At 70.5% G+C, this 14,668-nt stretch carries 12 protein-coding genes; 5 read left to right on the top strand and 7 right to left on the bottom strand.

All coding sequences use genetic code 11. The annotated features are described in order from the left end of the window. The first annotated feature begins 628 nt into the window (after nucleotides 1–628). The gene (gene fliP, locus SLNSH_RS10545; RefSeq protein ID WP_106336795.1) at nucleotides 629–1,387 is read left to right on the top strand and encodes a flagellar type III secretion system pore protein FliP; all 759 of its coding nucleotides are present in this window, start codon (nucleotides 629–631) and stop codon (nucleotides 1,385–1,387) included. Between the two features lie 219 nt (nucleotides 1,388–1,606). Here fliP and SLNSH_RS24575 read toward each other — a convergent pair whose 3' ends face one another. The 5 genes from SLNSH_RS24575 to SLNSH_RS10520 form a co-directional block, all read right to left on the bottom strand. Beyond that, entirely contained in the window at nucleotides 1,607–5,074 is a 3,468-nt protein-coding gene (locus SLNSH_RS24575) for a hypothetical protein (RefSeq protein ID WP_146140241.1), read from the bottom strand. A gap of 315 nt (nucleotides 5,075–5,389) precedes the next feature. Further along, entirely contained in the window at nucleotides 5,390–6,208 is an 819-nt protein-coding gene (locus SLNSH_RS10535) for a MotE family protein (protein WP_245422229.1), read from the bottom strand. Continuing rightward, nucleotides 6,208–6,690: a DUF6468 domain-containing protein gene (locus SLNSH_RS10530; protein ID WP_106336793.1), complete on the bottom strand. Its 483-nt coding sequence runs from the start codon at nucleotides 6,688–6,690 to the stop codon at nucleotides 6,208–6,210. Before SLNSH_RS10530 ends, SLNSH_RS10535 begins: the two co-directional genes overlap by 1 nt. After that, nucleotides 6,690–7,802 (bottom strand): flagellar motor switch protein FliM, encoded by a 1,113-nt coding sequence (gene fliM / locus SLNSH_RS10525; RefSeq protein ID WP_106336791.1) that lies wholly within the window; start codon nucleotides 7,800–7,802, stop codon nucleotides 6,690–6,692. The genes SLNSH_RS10530 and fliM overlap by 1 nt, the downstream gene beginning before the upstream one ends. Nucleotides 7,803–7,814: 12 nt before the next feature. Next, nucleotides 7,815–8,378, bottom strand: a complete 564-nt coding sequence (locus tag SLNSH_RS10520; protein ID WP_106336789.1) for a flagellar basal body-associated FliL family protein — start codon at nucleotides 8,376–8,378, stop codon at nucleotides 7,815–7,817. A 321-nt stretch (nucleotides 8,379–8,699) separates the two neighbouring features. Here SLNSH_RS10520 and flgF point away from each other — a divergent pair, with 321 nt between their 5' ends. Genes flgF through flgH form a run of 4 tightly spaced genes read left to right on the top strand, consistent with a single transcriptional unit; the run spans nucleotide 8,700 to nucleotide 12,067 of the window. Further along, entirely contained in the window at nucleotides 8,700–9,443 is a 744-nt protein-coding gene (gene flgF / locus SLNSH_RS10515; RefSeq protein ID WP_106336788.1) for a flagellar basal-body rod protein FlgF, read from the top strand. A 12-nt stretch (nucleotides 9,444–9,455) separates the two neighbouring features. Further along, nucleotides 9,456–10,247 (top strand): flagellar basal-body rod protein FlgG, encoded by a 792-nt coding sequence (gene flgG / locus SLNSH_RS10510; RefSeq protein ID WP_106336786.1) that lies wholly within the window; start codon nucleotides 9,456–9,458, stop codon nucleotides 10,245–10,247. Between the two features lie 3 nt (nucleotides 10,248–10,250). Continuing rightward, nucleotides 10,251–11,273 (top strand): flagellar basal body P-ring formation chaperone FlgA, encoded by a 1,023-nt coding sequence (gene flgA / locus SLNSH_RS10505; RefSeq protein ID WP_106336784.1) that lies wholly within the window; start codon nucleotides 10,251–10,253, stop codon nucleotides 11,271–11,273. A gap of 35 nt (nucleotides 11,274–11,308) precedes the next feature. Beyond that, nucleotides 11,309–12,067, top strand: a complete 759-nt coding sequence (flgH, locus tag SLNSH_RS10500; protein WP_106336782.1) for a flagellar basal body L-ring protein FlgH — start codon at nucleotides 11,309–11,311, stop codon at nucleotides 12,065–12,067. A 181-nt stretch (nucleotides 12,068–12,248) separates the two neighbouring features. Here the strand turns inward: flgH and dksA are convergent, their stop codons facing one another. Further along, nucleotides 12,249–12,668, bottom strand: a complete 420-nt coding sequence (dksA, locus tag SLNSH_RS10495) for an RNA polymerase-binding protein DksA (protein ID WP_106336780.1) — start codon at nucleotides 12,666–12,668, stop codon at nucleotides 12,249–12,251. A gap of 279 nt (nucleotides 12,669–12,947) precedes the next feature. Further along, entirely contained in the window at nucleotides 12,948–14,477 is a 1,530-nt protein-coding gene (locus SLNSH_RS10490) for an MBOAT family O-acyltransferase (protein WP_245422227.1), read from the bottom strand. Nucleotides 14,478–14,668 lie beyond the last annotated feature (191 nt).

Here is a 14,668-nt window from a genome sequence, read left to right as displayed (position 1 = left end):
GCAGCCCGCTCCCCCGGCCGCCGCCCCGGCGCCCGCGCCCGCCGCCCGGCCTGCGCCGAAGCCGACCGACCTCGTGGACTTCGACTCCCTGGAGGCCGAGATGTCCCGCCTCCTGGGCCGCGACGTGGGCTCCAAGTCCTGACCGGAAGGCGAGGCCCGCCCGCCTCGCACCCTCTGGATTTCATCGCTGCGCCTTGTGGTCCCCGGGCTTGCCCGGGGATCTCCGCTTCTGGCGCCGCCTGAACGCCTCNGCCGAGATGTCCCGCCTCCTGGGCCGCGACGTGGGCTCCAAGTCCTGACCGGAAGGCGAGGCCCGCCCGCCTCGCACCCTCTGGATTTCATCGCTGCGCCTTGTGGTCCCCGGGCTTGCCCGGGGATCTCCGCTTCTGGCGCCGCCTGAACGCCTCCTGCCGTCATTGCGAGCGAAGCGAAGCAATCCAGGGGCGGCGAGCAGCGAGCGCAGAGCCCTGGATTGCTTCGTCGCTCCGCTCCTCGCAAGGACGGGAGGCGTGCGACGCGTTCAGGTGACTGCGCTCATCAGAAACGACGCCCGGTTCTCCACAGCCGCTGTGGCCTGCGGCGCTCCGGGCAGGTGACCGGGTGGGAAGCGGCGTCCTAGGGTCGCCGCATGGAACAGGGGATTCGGTCTCGGCGGTGGCGCTTGGCGCTTGCGGCGGCGTTCGCCGTTGGCGGCCTGCTGGCCGCCGGGGCGGCGGCGGCCCAGACCCTGTCCCTGGATCTCGGCGCCGGCCAGAGCGTCAACGAGCGCGCGCTGCAGCTCGTGTTCCTGGTCACCGTCCTGTCCCTGGCGCCGGCCGCCGTGGTGATGGTGACCTCCTTCACCCGCATCGTGGTGGTGCTCTCGCTGCTCCGCTCCGCCATTGGCGCCCCCACCGCGCCGCCCAACGCAGTGATCGTGAGCCTGGCGCTGTTCCTCACCGCCTTCGTGATGGCCCCGACCCTGCGGACCGTCTACGACACCGCAGTCACGCCGCTCCTCGCGGGTCAGATCCAGTCCCAGCAGGCCTTCGACCGCGGCTCCCAGCCCATCCGAACCTTCATGCTCAAGCACGTGCGCGAGAAGGACCTCGAGCTTTTCCTCGACATGTCGCGCGAACCCCGCCCCGCGACGCCCGAGGCGACGCCGCTGTTCACCCTCATCCCGGCCTTCATGATCTCGGAGCTGCGCCGAGCCTTCGAGATCGGCTTCCTGTTGTTCATCCCCTTCCTGATCATCGACCTGGTGGTCGCCTCCATCCTGATGTCCATGGGCATGATGATGCTGCCCCCAGTCACAGTGGCGCTGCCGTTCAAGCTGATCTTCTTTGTCCTGGTGGACGGCTGGAGCCTCGTGGCCGGCAGCCTCGTCCAGAGCTACGGCGGGTAGCCGTTCTCGCCGTCATCCCCGGCGCGCCGCATGCGCGGCAAGGGGATCCAGGGCAAGGCGCACATAGCACTGGACCAGCGCCCTCCACCGTCATTGCGAGCGAAGCGAAGCAATCCAGGAGCCCGCGGGCGCAAACCGACAAACTGGCGCCTCATGGCTCCTGGTTCGCTTCGTCGCTGCGCTCCTCGCAATGACGATCAGGAAAAAAGGCGTCTTACCTTACGCCTTCCCCGGGCCGGCGTGCTCCGCTTCCGCCTTCTTGGGCTCGGCCGGGGCGCCGCCCTTGTCGGCTTGCGGGGCATCCTGCGGGGATTCCGGCGGCTTGGGCGCGGGCTGCTTCCCTGCCTTGGCCGGACGCGGCGGCAGCGCCGGGGTGTCGGGGTAGCGCTTGCGGTATTCGCCGAGGAACTCGGAGAGCGTGTCCGAACTCGCCACGCTGCGGGCCACCTCGCGGTAGGCCGGCGAAAGCTGCGCGCTCGGCAGGGTGACCAGCATGAAGGCCTTGGCGTCGGCGCTGTCCGCCATCTTGGTGGCGAACTTCGCCCGCAGTCGCTCCAGGGCGAGGTTTTCGTCTCCCAGCCCGTACGCGATGGCGGCCCGCATGACGTCCGCGCGTGCGGCGTCGTCCAGCGGCTCCGGGCCCTGCCAACGGTCGCCCACCATACGCTCGAAGACCTCGCCGGCTTCCCGCCAGCGACGGCCCTGCCACAGGACGTCGGCGCGCAGGCGCTCGACGTCCGGGCCGCTTTCGGCGTCGATCATCTCCAGCGCGAGGTCCGTGCGCGACAGGTCCGACAGGGCGCGCGCCTCCAGCAGGGAACGGCCCCGCTTCAGCTCCTGGGGCAGCTCGGCGAGGCGGCTGTCCATCAGGGCCTTGTAGGCCTTTGCGGGCTGGCGGTTCATCAGGTAGAGCACCGCCAGCCGGGTGGCGACCCCGGCCTTCGCGGCCCCGTTCAGGCGGTTGTCGACCTGGTATTGCAGCAGGTCCGCCGCCTCGCCCAGGAGGTCAAGCGAGACGAGCCGCTCGGCGAGGCGCCGGATCATCTCGTCGCCGCGCCGCCCGGGGGGCGTGAACTCCTTGAAGTCGAAATAGAGCGCCAGCGCGTCGATCCGCGGAATCGCGTCGGCCTTGCCTTCGAGGAACAGCTGCTCGAAGCGGCTCGCCGCCTCGTCGTAGAGCGAGCGGGTGGCGTCGTCGTCGGGGAACAGCGTGCTCGCCTGGCGCGCCGTCCGGAACGCGTCGCGCCAGCGCTCGTCTTCCGCATAGAGCCGCCCGAGCGTGGCGAGGGTCTTCACCTCCGTCTCGTCGCCGCGCCAGGAGACGGACAGCACCTCGAGGTCCCCGATGGCGGTCGTCCGCTCGATGCTGTGGTCCTTCAGCGCCAGCAAGGCCCCGTAGAGCCGCGCCGCGGCCTCCACCGGCCGCACGGCCGTGCCCGCGAGCTTCTTGTACGTCTGCAGGGCCTCGTCCACGCGGCCGAGGCCTTCGGCGACCCGGGCGCCCACCAGCAGCGCGTAGTCGCGGTCGCCCTTGTCCGCGTCGCGCCCGTCCACCTGGTCGAGCAGGCGCTGCGCGAGCCCGTAGTCGCGCTGCTCGAGCGCGGCTTCCGCGAAGGCGGGCAGCAGGCGCGCCTGCAGCCCCTCCGGATAGGCGGGCAGCACGCGCGCGGCGCGCCTGTACTGCGCGAGCGCCTGCGGCCAGCGGCGCTCCAGCGCGTCCCCGTAGGCGCGCCAGAGCAGGGCCTCGGGCTCGTTGGCGAGCGCGTCCGCGCCCAGGAGCTTGTTCGCCTCCGCGAGCCGGCCCGCGATCGTGAGCGCCGCGCCCTTGAGCACCAGCGTGGACCTGTCCGTGGCCGTGTCGGGCGCGTCCGCGAGCGCGACCTCGATCGCGCCCAGGGCCTCGGGCGCGAGCCCGGCCGCGAACTGCAGGCGCGCCAGCGCCAGGCGCGCTTCAGCCCGGGCGTTGCGCGGCGCGTCCGCGGCGGCGCGCTCCAGCGCGCGCAGCTGCTCGCGCACGACTCCCGCACGCGCGCGCGCCCACGTGTCCGCGTCCACCACGAGCCTGGGCGCCTGCCCGGGCGCGGCCGCCAGCGGCAGCTCGGGCAGCGCGGACACGACGAGCCCGCCGTCGCGCGTGACGGACACGTCGTCCACGCCCGCGCGCACGGCCACGTCGTCCGAAGTCGGAACCACCACCACGCCCTGGGCGGAGGGGAGGACCTGGAAGTCCACGAAGCCCTGCGCCTTAACCACCCCGCGGGCGGAGCGCCGGCCGGTGACGATGGCGAGCTTGTCCCCCGCTTCCGGGTCCTCGACCCAGTGCACGGAGGACAGGTCGGGGAACGCGGCCCGCACCACGGTCCGGCCGTCCGGAGCCGCCCCGCGGCCGAAGCTGATGACGTCGCTCGGCGCGATCAGCTCGTCCCCCAGGGTGACCACCCATTGCCGATCCGCCGCCGCGGCCCGCACCAGGGCCGGCTTGGCGAGCGACAGCCGCAGGATGGACAGCCGTCCCACCCGGCGGACATCCACTTTGGTGACAAGGCCGGGCGCGGAAAGCCCGATCTGCGCCGGGTCGAACGGCGCGGCGCTCTCGGCCGCGATCCACACGATGCCGGCCCGCTCGAACACCGCCAGGCCCGTCTCGGGCGGCAGCGGAATGGCGAGCCGAACAGACCCCCGGTCCGTGCTCACGCCCAACTTGATGGCGGCCTGCTCGGCAGGCGCGGCCGCCAGAGCGCGCTCGTCGGCGTCGGCCGGCCGCACGAAGGCCGGAACCGGCGCGATCACCGGCTTGGCGACGGTGGGCGCAGGCGCCGGGGCCTCCGCGGCCGCGGCCTTGGCGGGCTTGTCGGGCTTGGGCCCGGCCTCCGGGCTTGGCGAGGCGGCCGTCTTCCCCGGCTTCCCCACCGGCTTCGGCGGGGCGAAGTCGAGCACGTAGGACTCGTCCTCCCGGAAGCCGCGTACGTCCACGCCGGGCGCCGCCGTCAGGGTGAGGCGCAGCCGCCCCGGCGCCGCTTCCGCCTCGACCTCAGGCATCAGCGCCGGCAGCGCCGCCTTCAGCCGGGCGGCGTCGACCTTCAGGTTGCCCTCGAAGCTGAGCTCGACGCGAGCGCCGTCCTTCGCCATGTCGACGGGCGTCAGCCCCGGCAGCTCGAACACCAGGCGCGAGAATGTCGGGGTCGTGCCCACGCGGAAAGTGAGATTCCGGGTTTCCTCGCTGGCGCGCTTGCGGGCGAGGCGCCGGGCCGTTTCCTCGGCCTCCTTGGCGCGGCGTGTCAGCTCGTCGATGACCTCCTGGGGCAGGCTCGGCGGCATGCCCTTCCAGGACTCCGGCAGCAGGTCGACGAACAGCTTGTCGCCCGCCTCCATCATATTGGGGCGCACAGGCTTTTGCAGCGCCATGCGCATGGTCTTGCCGTCAGGATCGAGGCGAACGGCCGAAACGTAGCTGGGCAGCTCCTGGGTGAGCTTGTCGACCGGGAAGTCCACCTGCCGGTCGAACGTGATCAGCAGGATGCCGTTCATCACCCGGGCCGAGGCCTTGGGCAGGTCGTCGAAGCTGAAGATGGCGCGGCCGTAGCCGTTCATCTCCATCGCCCGCAGGGTGGACTTGGCGGCCAGCGCCGGATGCGAGGCCACGAGCAGCGCCACCGCGGCGCACTGGGCCAGCAGGCGCGACGCCACGCGCGCGCCGGCGGTCCGCCGCGCGTCGCTCCCGGGCCGTGTCCACCGACGCAAGTTCATCCGATCCCAGATCATTCCCCGTCCGAGTTGCAGGACGGTTACGCAACCGTATGGGGAAAGGGCTAACGCGCGATTACCGCCAGTCTGGTCACGTTCAGGCGCCGCCCTCGCCCTTGCCCGTCATTGCGAGGAGCGGAGCGACGAAGCGATCCAGCGCCTAGGCCAAGCCCCTGGATTGCTTCGCTGCGCTCGCAAGGACGGCCGGGAGGCTCCGGCTTCGCTCCGCCATCGCCTAACGCGACCGCGCGCCCGTCCCTACGGCTTGCGCGGGTCGATGGCCGGCAGTTCGCCGGCGGGCAGGCTGGCGTTGCTGGGGGCCGGGGCGACCGCCTGGCGGATGCTGCCCTTGGCGAGCTCCACCGTGAGCCGTTCCGCGGCCTCCGTGGACATGGCGGCCAGGATCTCGGACATCTTGCGCGGGTTCATGGCGTTGACCACGGGCACCAGCACCTTGAGGTCGAGCCGGTCGAACACCTTGGCGGCGTCCTTCGGCTTCATGGCCTCGTACATGGTCACGATGTTCTTCAGCGCCGGGTCGGCCGCAGCCCCCGGCCCGCCAGCGGCGCCCGGCGCGCTCCCCGCCCCGGGCGCGCCACCCTTGGCGCCTTCGAGTTCGCGCAGCTCGTTGATGCGGGCTTCGAGCTTCTTGTCGGCCGCCTTCAGCAGGTTTTCGCGGGTGTCGAGCTCGCGCTGCCGCTCGTCGAGCTGCTCGCGACGCTCGCCCAGGTGCTGCAGCAGGGACTTCTCGGCCGGCGAAGGCTGCGGCTGGTCCAGGTTCACGAGCCCGGCCTGCGGGGCCGCCGGAGGATCCACCTTGTCGGTTTTCTCCTCCTTCTTCTTCGCCGGGACGGTCGAGCCCGTGGTCTCCGGGTCCAGCCTGGCCCGGATGGCCTCGGCCGCATACTGCGCGAGTTGGGAGCGGGGCGCCGTCTCGGGCGAGGAGATCTCGACCGCCTTCAGCAGCAGCAGGCACCCCGCCGCGCCTGCGACTGCCGGCAGCAGACGCAACTTGAAGTCCGCCAGCACGAACTCACGGACGCTGTTCGCCCGGAAGAAGCGGCGCCAGTCGCTCATCAGGCCGCCCGCCCGTTGACCCGGCGGTGGGCGCGCTCGGCGAAAGCCTCGGCGGCCGCCAGGGTCGCGGCGAGGCGGTGCTGCGGCCCCTGGGCGACGGGCGCCGGCTGCGGGGCGACGGCGGGCTGCGACGCCGCGGCAGGGCGCGCGAACGCGTCGCCCCCGCGGGCGCTCTCCACGATGCGGGCGATGCGGGCGATCACGTCGTCGCCCGAGCGGATCTGGCCGGCGAGGTCGGCCGACTGCTGCTCCGCCACGCGCAGGTGCTCGGCGATGGACTTGTCGCAGTCGTTCACCACCGCCCGCAGGCCCGCCACGGCCCGCTCTGCGTTCTCGGTCGCCGTCATCAGGTCCATGATGGTGCGGCGCATGGCGCCCTCGTCCGCCTTGAACCTGCGCAGGCGGCGGTCGAGCATGATGCAGTACGCGATCGTGGCCGCCAGCAGCACGCACACAAGGAGGTCAATGAGCAAGCCGATCATCACTTGTCCTGGGGGGCGGCGGCGCTGGCCTCGTAGGCCGCGAAGGTCGTCTTGGATTTCTTGAGCGGGCGCAGCACCCGTATGGCGATCTTCTCGCCCACCCGGCCCATGCGCCCTTCGGTGAGGAACACCTCCCCGCATTTCAGCTTCACGGGCGCCTCGGGGCTCAGGTCGAACATCAGCGTGTCGCCGACCTTGAGCTCCAGCATCCGCCGCAGGGGCAGCTGCGTCTCGTACAGGATGGCCTCGATGTCGCTGCGCGCCTGCCAGATCTCGGTCGCGAGGTGATCCTCCCAGATCGGGTCGCGGCCGAACTTCTCGCCCATGAAGCTCTGCAGCAGGAGCTCGCGGATGGGCTCGATGGTGGCGTAGGGCAGCAGGATCTCGACCGCCCCGCCCCGGCCCTCCATGTCGATGCGAAGCTCGATCAAGATGGCGGCGTTGGCCGGGCGGGAGATGGAGGCGAAGCGCGGGTTGGTCTCGATGCGGTCGACGTTGAAGTGCACCGGCGACAGCGGCCGGAACGCGTGCTCCGTGTCCTGCAGCACGATGTCCAGCATGCGCCGGACCAGGCTGGTCTCGATGGTGGAATAGGGCCGCCCGTCGAGCCGCGCCGTGGTGGTGGCGCGACGGCCGCCGAGCAGCACGTCGATCACCGAATAGGCCAGCGTCGAATCGACCGTGATCAGGCCGAAATTGTCCCACTCCTCCGCCTTGAACACGGCCAGGATGGTCGGCAGCGGGATGGAGTTGATGTAATCGCCGAAGCGCACGGACGTGATGTCCGAGAGCGACACCTCGACGTTGTCGGAGAAGAAGTTGCGCAGGCTGGTCGTCAGCAACCGCACCAGGCGGTCGAAGACGATCTCGAGCATCGGCAGGCGCTCGTAGGACACCATCGCCGAATCGACGATGGCGCGGATGCCCGAGCGGGCGCCCGCGGTGGCGTCCTCCGTGGTGAAGCCGAGGAGGTTGTCGATCTCGTCCTGGTTGAGGAGCCGGTCGACGCCGGTGTCGGGCACGTTGGCGGTCGCGGCCGCCTCGATCATGGCCGTCCATTCGGCCGCGATCGCGTCGGCGTCGCCAGTCCCGTTGAGATCCTCGTCAGCCATGGTCGCGCGTGCTCACTGGATCAGGATTTCCTTGAAGAGGATGGCGTCCACCTTCGAGGGATAGATCGCGATGTTGATGCGGCGGAGCAGCTCCTCCTTCAGCCGGTACACGCCCGCGGACCCTTCGAGGTCGGAAGGCCGCAACTCGCGCGTGTAAACCTGGAAGGTGTCCTCGATGCGCGGTAGCAGCGGCGTGACCTCGGTCACGAGCTTGGGGTCGGCCACCTCCAGGGCGATCTTCATCTTCAGGTAGCGCGGCCGCTCGCCGGTCTGCTGCGTGTTCTGGCCGCCGAGGTTGACCATCATCTCCTTCATGTCGACGAAGGCGGTCTTCTTTGGCGCAGCCGCAGCCCCATGGTCGCCATGGCCGTCGCCGGCCTCGGCCGCGTGCTCGGCCTGCTTCTTCTTCCACCAGTAGAAGCCGCCCCCGCCCCCGCCGCCCAGGACGAGCAGGGCCGCCGCCGCGATGATGATGAGCTTCTTCTTGCCGCCGCCGACGGCGATCTCGCTGGCTTCGGCCGGCGCCTTGGCCTCGGCGACTTCTTCCGGAGCCCCCTTTTTCGGCTTCTTCGCCATGCCCCAACGAACTCCCTCACGCACCATGCGCCGGAGCCTCGACCTTCGCCGCGTTACGGTTAATGAAGCTTTAAGTTGAGGCGCATGGCGGCAGTTTTTGCCGGGCGCTCCCTGCCGGTAGAACCGGTCTTGCCGGGCCGCCGAAGCCACGCCGATGGCGCACAAGGCTTTGCAACCTCACGCGTTCTTCTCCCTTAACCCATCTTGGCACGGCCGTTGCGGAGACATCGGGGCGATCGTCGTCGCTGGGGAGCGTCGCGGCGGTCGTGGGAACGAGGGAGCGGAGGGCCGGGAAGCCCGCCGCGAACGGGAGATCAACCGGTGGAGAACGCGCTTCTCGTCGGCCTGTCGCGCCAGGTGGCGCTTCAGCGTGAGCTGGACGTCGTCGCCAACAACGTGGCGAACATCAACACGAACGGCTTCAAGGCCCGCTCGCTTCGCTTCGAGGAATACCTCATGCCGAAGGCGAGCGGCGACTCGTTCCAGACGCCCGACCGCCGCATCTCCTTCGTGGAGGACCGCGAGACCCTGCTCGACATGTCGGTCGGCCCGATCGAGCGCACCGGCAACCCGCTGGATGTCGCGATCAACGGCGAGGCCATGCTGGCCGTACAGACGCCGAAGGGCGAGCGCTACACCCGCAACGGCGCGCTGCAGATCAACGCCCAGGGCACGCTGGTGACCAGCGACGGCTACCCCGTGATGGGCGACGGCGGCCCGGTGAGCTTCACCGGCACGGAGAAGTCCATCTCCATCGGCCCGGACGGAACGATCTCCACCGAGGACGGGATGAAGGGCAAGCTGAAGCTCGTGTCCGCCAAGGACCCGAAGGTCTTCAGCAACGAGGGCGCGAACCTCTACGCCAGCAAGTCCGCGACCCAGCCCGCCCCCAAGGAGGTGCGGATCGAATCCGGCGCGCTCGAGCGCTCCAACGTGAAGCCGGTGCTGGAGATGAGCCGCCTCATCGAGATCAACCGGGCCTACGCCAACATTTCCTCGATGCTGCAGCGCTACGACGAAGTCCAGCGCAGCGCCATCGAGAAGCTCGCCGCGATCCCGGCCTGAGGAGCCTGACCCATGCGCGCTCTCTACACCGCCGCGACCGGCATGGCCGCCCAGGAGCTGAACGTCCAGGTCATCTCCAACAACATCGCCAACCTGCGCACCACCGGCTTCAAGCGCCAGCGCATCCAGTTCCAGGACCTGCTCTACGAGAACCTGCGCCGGGCGGGCTCCAGCACCTCCGACCAGAACACCATGGTGCCGTCGGACGTGTCGATCGGCTCGGGCGTGAAGACGGTCTCCACCGCGCGCCTGATGTCCCAGGGCACGCTCACCTCCACGGAAGGCGAGAACGACGTCGCCATCCGCGGCGAGGGCTTCCTGCAGGTCACCATGCCGGACGGCCGCACGGCCTACACCCGCGACGGCTCGCTGGAGCGCGACGCCACCGGCCAGCTCGTCACCCATGACGGCTACCCGATCTCGCCCCAGATCACGGTGCCGCAGAACGCCACCGCCCTGACCATCAGCGCCGACGGCCGCGTGCAGGCCACGGTGCCGGGCCAGACAGCGCCGCAACTGCTGGGTCAGATCCAGCTCGCCCGCTTCGTCAACAAGACGGGCCTCGAGTCGATCGGCGACAACCTCTTCGTGGAGACGGCGGCGTCCGGCCCGGCCACGACCGGCAACCCCAACAGCGAGGGCTTCGGCAACCTGCAGCAGGGTTACCTGGAAGAGGCCAACGTCAACGCCGTGACGGAGATCTCGTCGCTCATCGCCGCGCAGCGCGCCTACGAGATGAACGCCAAGGTCATCACGGCGACGGACCAGATGCTCCAGTCCACCACCGGCATGTTCAGGGGCTGAGCCATGGCGATCGTGACCCTGCTTCGCGCCGCCGGCCTCGCCGGCATGGCCCTCCTGGCGACGCTGGACGCGCCCGCCCCGGCGATGGCCGAAGTTGTCCAGGCTGGCCGCCCCGTCCTGCGGCGCGACATCACCGTGTCCGCCGACGTGATCACCCTCGGCGACCTCGTCGAGAACGCCGGCCCGGCGGCGGGCACGCCCGCCTTCCGCGCCCCGGCGCTGGGCAAGGCCGGCACCATCCAGGCCGCTCGCGTGGTGGAGGCGGCCCGCGCCGCCGGGCTGTCGCTCGATTCGGGGACGGTGTCCCAGGTTGTGGTGAGCCGCGCCTCCCGCCGCGTCCCGCGCGCCGAGATCGAGAGCGCGATCGCCCGGGCGTTGGTGGATCGCTACGCCCTGGACCGCCCGGACGTGTCGATCGCGCTGGACGCCGGCGAGCAGGCCATCCATGTCGAGCCCGAGGCCACCGGCGCCCTGCGCGTCGCGGAGCTCGCCTATGACCCCCGCAGCCGCCGCGTTGACGCCGTGATCGCCCTGCAGGGCAGCCGCACGCTGACGCTGAAGCCGCTGCGCGTGCTCGGCCAGACGGTCGACATGGTGTCCGTGCCGATCCTGCAGCACCCCATCCAGCGCGGCGACTCCGTCACCGCCGCCGACGTCGTGGTGGAGCGCCGTCCGCGCGCCGACTACCCGACCGCCGGCTTCGTCGACCCCGCCAACCTCGTCGGGCGCATCGCCCGCACCGCCATGGCGGCCGGCGCGGCGCTGCGCGAGGCGGACGTGGTGAAGCAGGAGATCGTCGAGAAGAACGCGGTCGTCACCGTGCTCTACGAGACGCCCGGCGTGGCCCTGCAAATGCGCGGCAAGGCGCTGGAAGGCGGCGGCATGGGCGACACCGTGCTGGTGATGAACCCGCAGTCGAAGCGCACGCTCCAGGGCGTGGTCGCCGGCGCCGGCGTCGTCAAGGTGAACCTGCCCATGCCCGGCCGCCTGGCCGAGGGCGGCGCCGCCCCGCAGGCCGTCCAGTGACCCGCTCCCTCCCCTTCCCGCACGGCGGACCCGTCATGACCCCGTTCCCGCGTCCCCTCGCTTCCGCCGCCGTCCTGGTCGGCGCCGCCTTCGCCCTGGCCGGCTGCGGCACGGCCGACCGCCTCGCCAACGTCGGCAAGGCCCCGGCCCTCTCCGCCATCGCGGATCCGACCGCCCAGCCCGGCTACAAGCCGGTGCAGATGCCCATGCCCCAGCCCGAGCCGGTGAGCTACGCCCCGAACTCGCTGTGGCGCCAGGGCGCCCGCGGCTTCTTCAAGGACCAGCGCGCCCGCCAGATCGGCGACCTGCTCACCGTGAAGGTGAAGGTCACCGACAAGGCCAACATCGACAACGCCACCAAGCGTTCCCGCGCCAACGGCGACACCATGACGGCGACCGGCTTCTTCGGCGCCGAGAAAAACCTCGGCAAGGTGCTCGACGAGAGGACCGACCCCAGCAACCTCGTGAACGCCACCTCGAGCATGGCCAGCGCCGGCGCCGGCTCGGTGAAGCGCTCGGAAGAGCTCGTCACCAACGTGGCCGCCGTGGTCACGCAGCTGCTGCCCAACGGCAACCTGGTGATCGAGGGCAAGCAGGAGATCCGCGTCAACTTCGAGGTGCGCGAGTTGGTTGTAGCCGGCGTGATCCGGCCGGAGGACATCGACTCCGACAACACCATCGATTCCACCAAGATCGCCGAGGCCCGCATCGCCTATGGCGGCCGCGGCCAGATCACGGACGTCCAGCAGCCCCGCTACGGCCAGCAGGTGATGGACATCCTCCTGCCCTTCTGACCCGGATCCACCGCGTTCCCGTCCCGGGACGCCGGCGCGCTCCCCACGTTTCGCCGTCGTCCTTCCGCGCTCCCGGTCTCCCGCCGGGAGCGCGTCCCTCCCCGGCTCCTGCGGGCCAAACGAAAACGGCGCCCCCGGCCAGGGAGGCGCCGTCCGAAACAGCGTCGAGGCGGCCCCCGCCTCAGTCGTCGCGGTAGACCCGCTCGTTGCGCTCGTGGCGCTCCTGCGCCTCGATGGACAGCGTGGCGATCGGCCTCGCCTCCAGGCGCTTCAGGGAGATCGGCTCGCCGGTCTCCTCGCAATAGCCGTAGGTGCCGTCCTCGATTCGCGCGAGCGCGGCGTCGATCTTGGCGATCAGCTTGCGCTGCCGGTCGCGGGCGCGCAGCTCGATGGCCCGGTCGGTCTCGGACGAGGCCCGGTCGGCCAGGTCGGGGTGATTCTCGCTCTCGTTCTGGAGGGCCGCCAGAGTCTCGCGGCTCTCGCGGAGGATCTCCTCCTTCCAGGCGTTCAGCTTCCGGCGGAAATATTCCTTCTGCCGTTCGTTCATGAAGGGTTCGTCGTCGGTCGGCCGGTAAGCGGCCTCCAGTATCGTGGTAGCCATCGTACCCTTTCAGCTTCCGCAGCCTCCGGCTTGCGCCGTGGCCTCCCCCGCGGGTGCGCCGCCTATATATCTGTCGCGCAATTCGCGAGCAATCGCCAAGCACGCGCCAAAATAGGGCTGAACGCGCCCTGTTCGCAGCATTTTGAACAAGGCCTGTTCAGTTTTACCTCGATTGGACGAGGTTTTTGTCTGCAATGACGAAGGTCAAGTCCGATTACGTCATTCGTCGAACCAGCCTGGAAGCGAAGCCCGCCGCGGATTCGCTTCGTTCGGCCGATGTCAGAACTGGAAGTAAATGAACTCGTAGTTCGCGTCGTCGCCGATCTTGAGCAGCACGATCACGAGCATGGCCGCGAGCCCGAAGGCGATCCAGCGCCGCGGCGGCATGCGCTGGGTCAGCGTCCACGCCGTCGGCCCCAGCATGGAGACGGCCGCCGCCACCGCGAGCGCCCGCCACTTGAACCCATGCCCGGCCGGGGCGAAGCCGAACAACGCCGCGTAGACCCGCTTGGCGGCCTCGAAGCTCTCGGCCCGGAACAGCACCCAGGTCAGCATCACGAACGCGAAGGTCAGCGCCCAGCCGAGCACCGCCGGCATCCGCAGCCCGGTGCGCCGCCACAGGAGGCCGGCGGCCTGGCCGAAGCCGTGCGCCAGCCCCCAGGCGATGAAGGTGAAGCCCGCCCCATGCCACAGGCCGCCGAGGCCCATGGTCGCCACCAGCGCCAGGATCTGACGGGGCACGCCATGCCGGTTGCCCCCGAACGGGATGTACAGGTAGTCGCGCAGGAAGCGCGACAGCGTCATGTGCCAGCGCCGCCAGAAATCCTGCAGCGAGGTCGCCCGGTAGGGAATGTCGAAGTTCTGCGGCAGCGTGATGCCGAACATCAGCGCCAGGCCGAGCGCCATGTCGGTGTAGCCCGAGAAGTCGAAATAGATCTGGAACGTGAAGGCCAGCACGCCCTGCCAGGCGTCGCGCACGGTCACGAGGCCGCCCGCCGCCGCGGCCTTGAACACGGGCTCGGCGTATTCGGCGAGCGGGTCGCCGATCATGGTCTTCTTGAACAGGCCGAGGATGAGCAGGGCCAGCCCGCGCGCGAACGTCTCCTCCCAGCCGGGCGGATACGGCTTGCGGTCGAACTGGTGCATCACCTCGCTCCACCGCACCAGCGGGCCCGCGAGCACCTGCGGGAAGAAGGCGATGTAGAGCCCGTAGCGGACCAGGCCGAAGCGCGGCGCGCGCCCGGCCCTCAGGTCCACGAGGTACATGATGTGGTGGAAGCTGAAGAAGCTGATGCCCAGCGGCAGCGCCACGTCCAGCTTGGGGATGGCGAGCCCCGGCACGTGGTTGGCGATGGAGGCGAAGAAACCGGCGTACTTGAACACGCCCAGCACGAGCAGGTTGGCCGTGATCGCCGCGACCACGAGCCAGACATCCCTGTCGCGGGGCGCTGCGACCGGCGGACGGTCGACGACGTCGCGCGTGGAGGTCCCCACGGTGGGCGGCGCCGGCTCGGGAACCAGGGTCGCGTCGGGGCCTGCTCCCGCCTCGGCCGGGGCCGGTTGGCGACGGGTCGCCACGGCGCCGCTCCCCTCGTTGGCCCGCAGAAAGAGCTGCGCGACGAGCCAGTTCACCAGCACGGAGAGGACGAGGAGCGGGACGAAACGCCAATCCCAGTAGCCGTAGAACACCACGGAGAGCGCGAGCAGAACGGGAAGCCGCGCCGCAGGCGCGCGCTTGGCCGCGACCGCGTGGATCGCCAGCGCCAGCGGCAGAAACCCCAGCAGGAACGGAAAGGAGTTGAACAGCATCCCGCGGCCCCCGCCCGCGCGGGTTCGGCGCCGCTCCCAGGCGCCCTCGCCGGGCGGCGGGCAGAAAGGCGGAAATGCCCGGCCGCGTCAACCGTGGGGTGCAAGCCGCGGGATTTGCTGAGTCGGACGACGGGACGCCTGGCGCTCGTTCCTCCGTCGTTGCGAGGAGCGCAGCGACGAAGCAATCCAGA

The organism is Alsobacter soli (genome assembly GCF_003004785.1).
Taxonomy (GTDB): domain Bacteria; phylum Pseudomonadota; class Alphaproteobacteria; order Rhizobiales; family Beijerinckiaceae; genus Alsobacter; species Alsobacter soli.
This window is presented reverse-complemented; position numbering and strand designations above follow the sequence as displayed.

Bases quoted from the DNA above. Each gene is read 5' to 3' on its own strand.
- fliP (WP_106336795.1), top strand. From the start codon at position 629: ATGGAACAGGGGATTCGGTCTCGGCGGTGGCGCTTGGCGCTTGCGGCG.
- dksA (WP_106336780.1), bottom strand. From the start codon at position 12,668: ATGGCTACCACGATACTGGAGGCCGCTTACCGGCCGACCGACGACGAA.
- flgG (WP_106336786.1), top strand. From the start codon at position 9,456: ATGCGCGCTCTCTACACCGCCGCGACCGGCATGGCCGCCCAGGAGCTG.
- SLNSH_RS10520 (WP_106336789.1), bottom strand. From the start codon at position 8,378: ATGGCGAAGAAGCCGAAAAAGGGGGCTCCGGAAGAAGTCGCCGAGGCC.
- SLNSH_RS10490 (WP_245422227.1), bottom strand. From the start codon at position 14,477: ATGCTGTTCAACTCCTTTCCGTTCCTGCTGGGGTTTCTGCCGCTGGCG.
- fliM (WP_106336791.1), bottom strand. From the start codon at position 7,802: ATGGCTGACGAGGATCTCAACGGGACTGGCGACGCCGACGCGATCGCG.
- flgA (WP_106336784.1), top strand. From the start codon at position 10,251: ATGGCGATCGTGACCCTGCTTCGCGCCGCCGGCCTCGCCGGCATGGCC.
- SLNSH_RS10530 (WP_106336793.1), bottom strand. From the start codon at position 6,690: ATGATCGGCTTGCTCATTGACCTCCTTGTGTGCGTGCTGCTGGCGGCC.
- SLNSH_RS10535 (WP_245422229.1), bottom strand. From the start codon at position 6,208: ATGAGCGACTGGCGCCGCTTCTTCCGGGCGAACAGCGTCCGTGAGTTC.
- flgH (WP_106336782.1), top strand. From the start codon at position 11,309: ATGACCCCGTTCCCGCGTCCCCTCGCTTCCGCCGCCGTCCTGGTCGGC.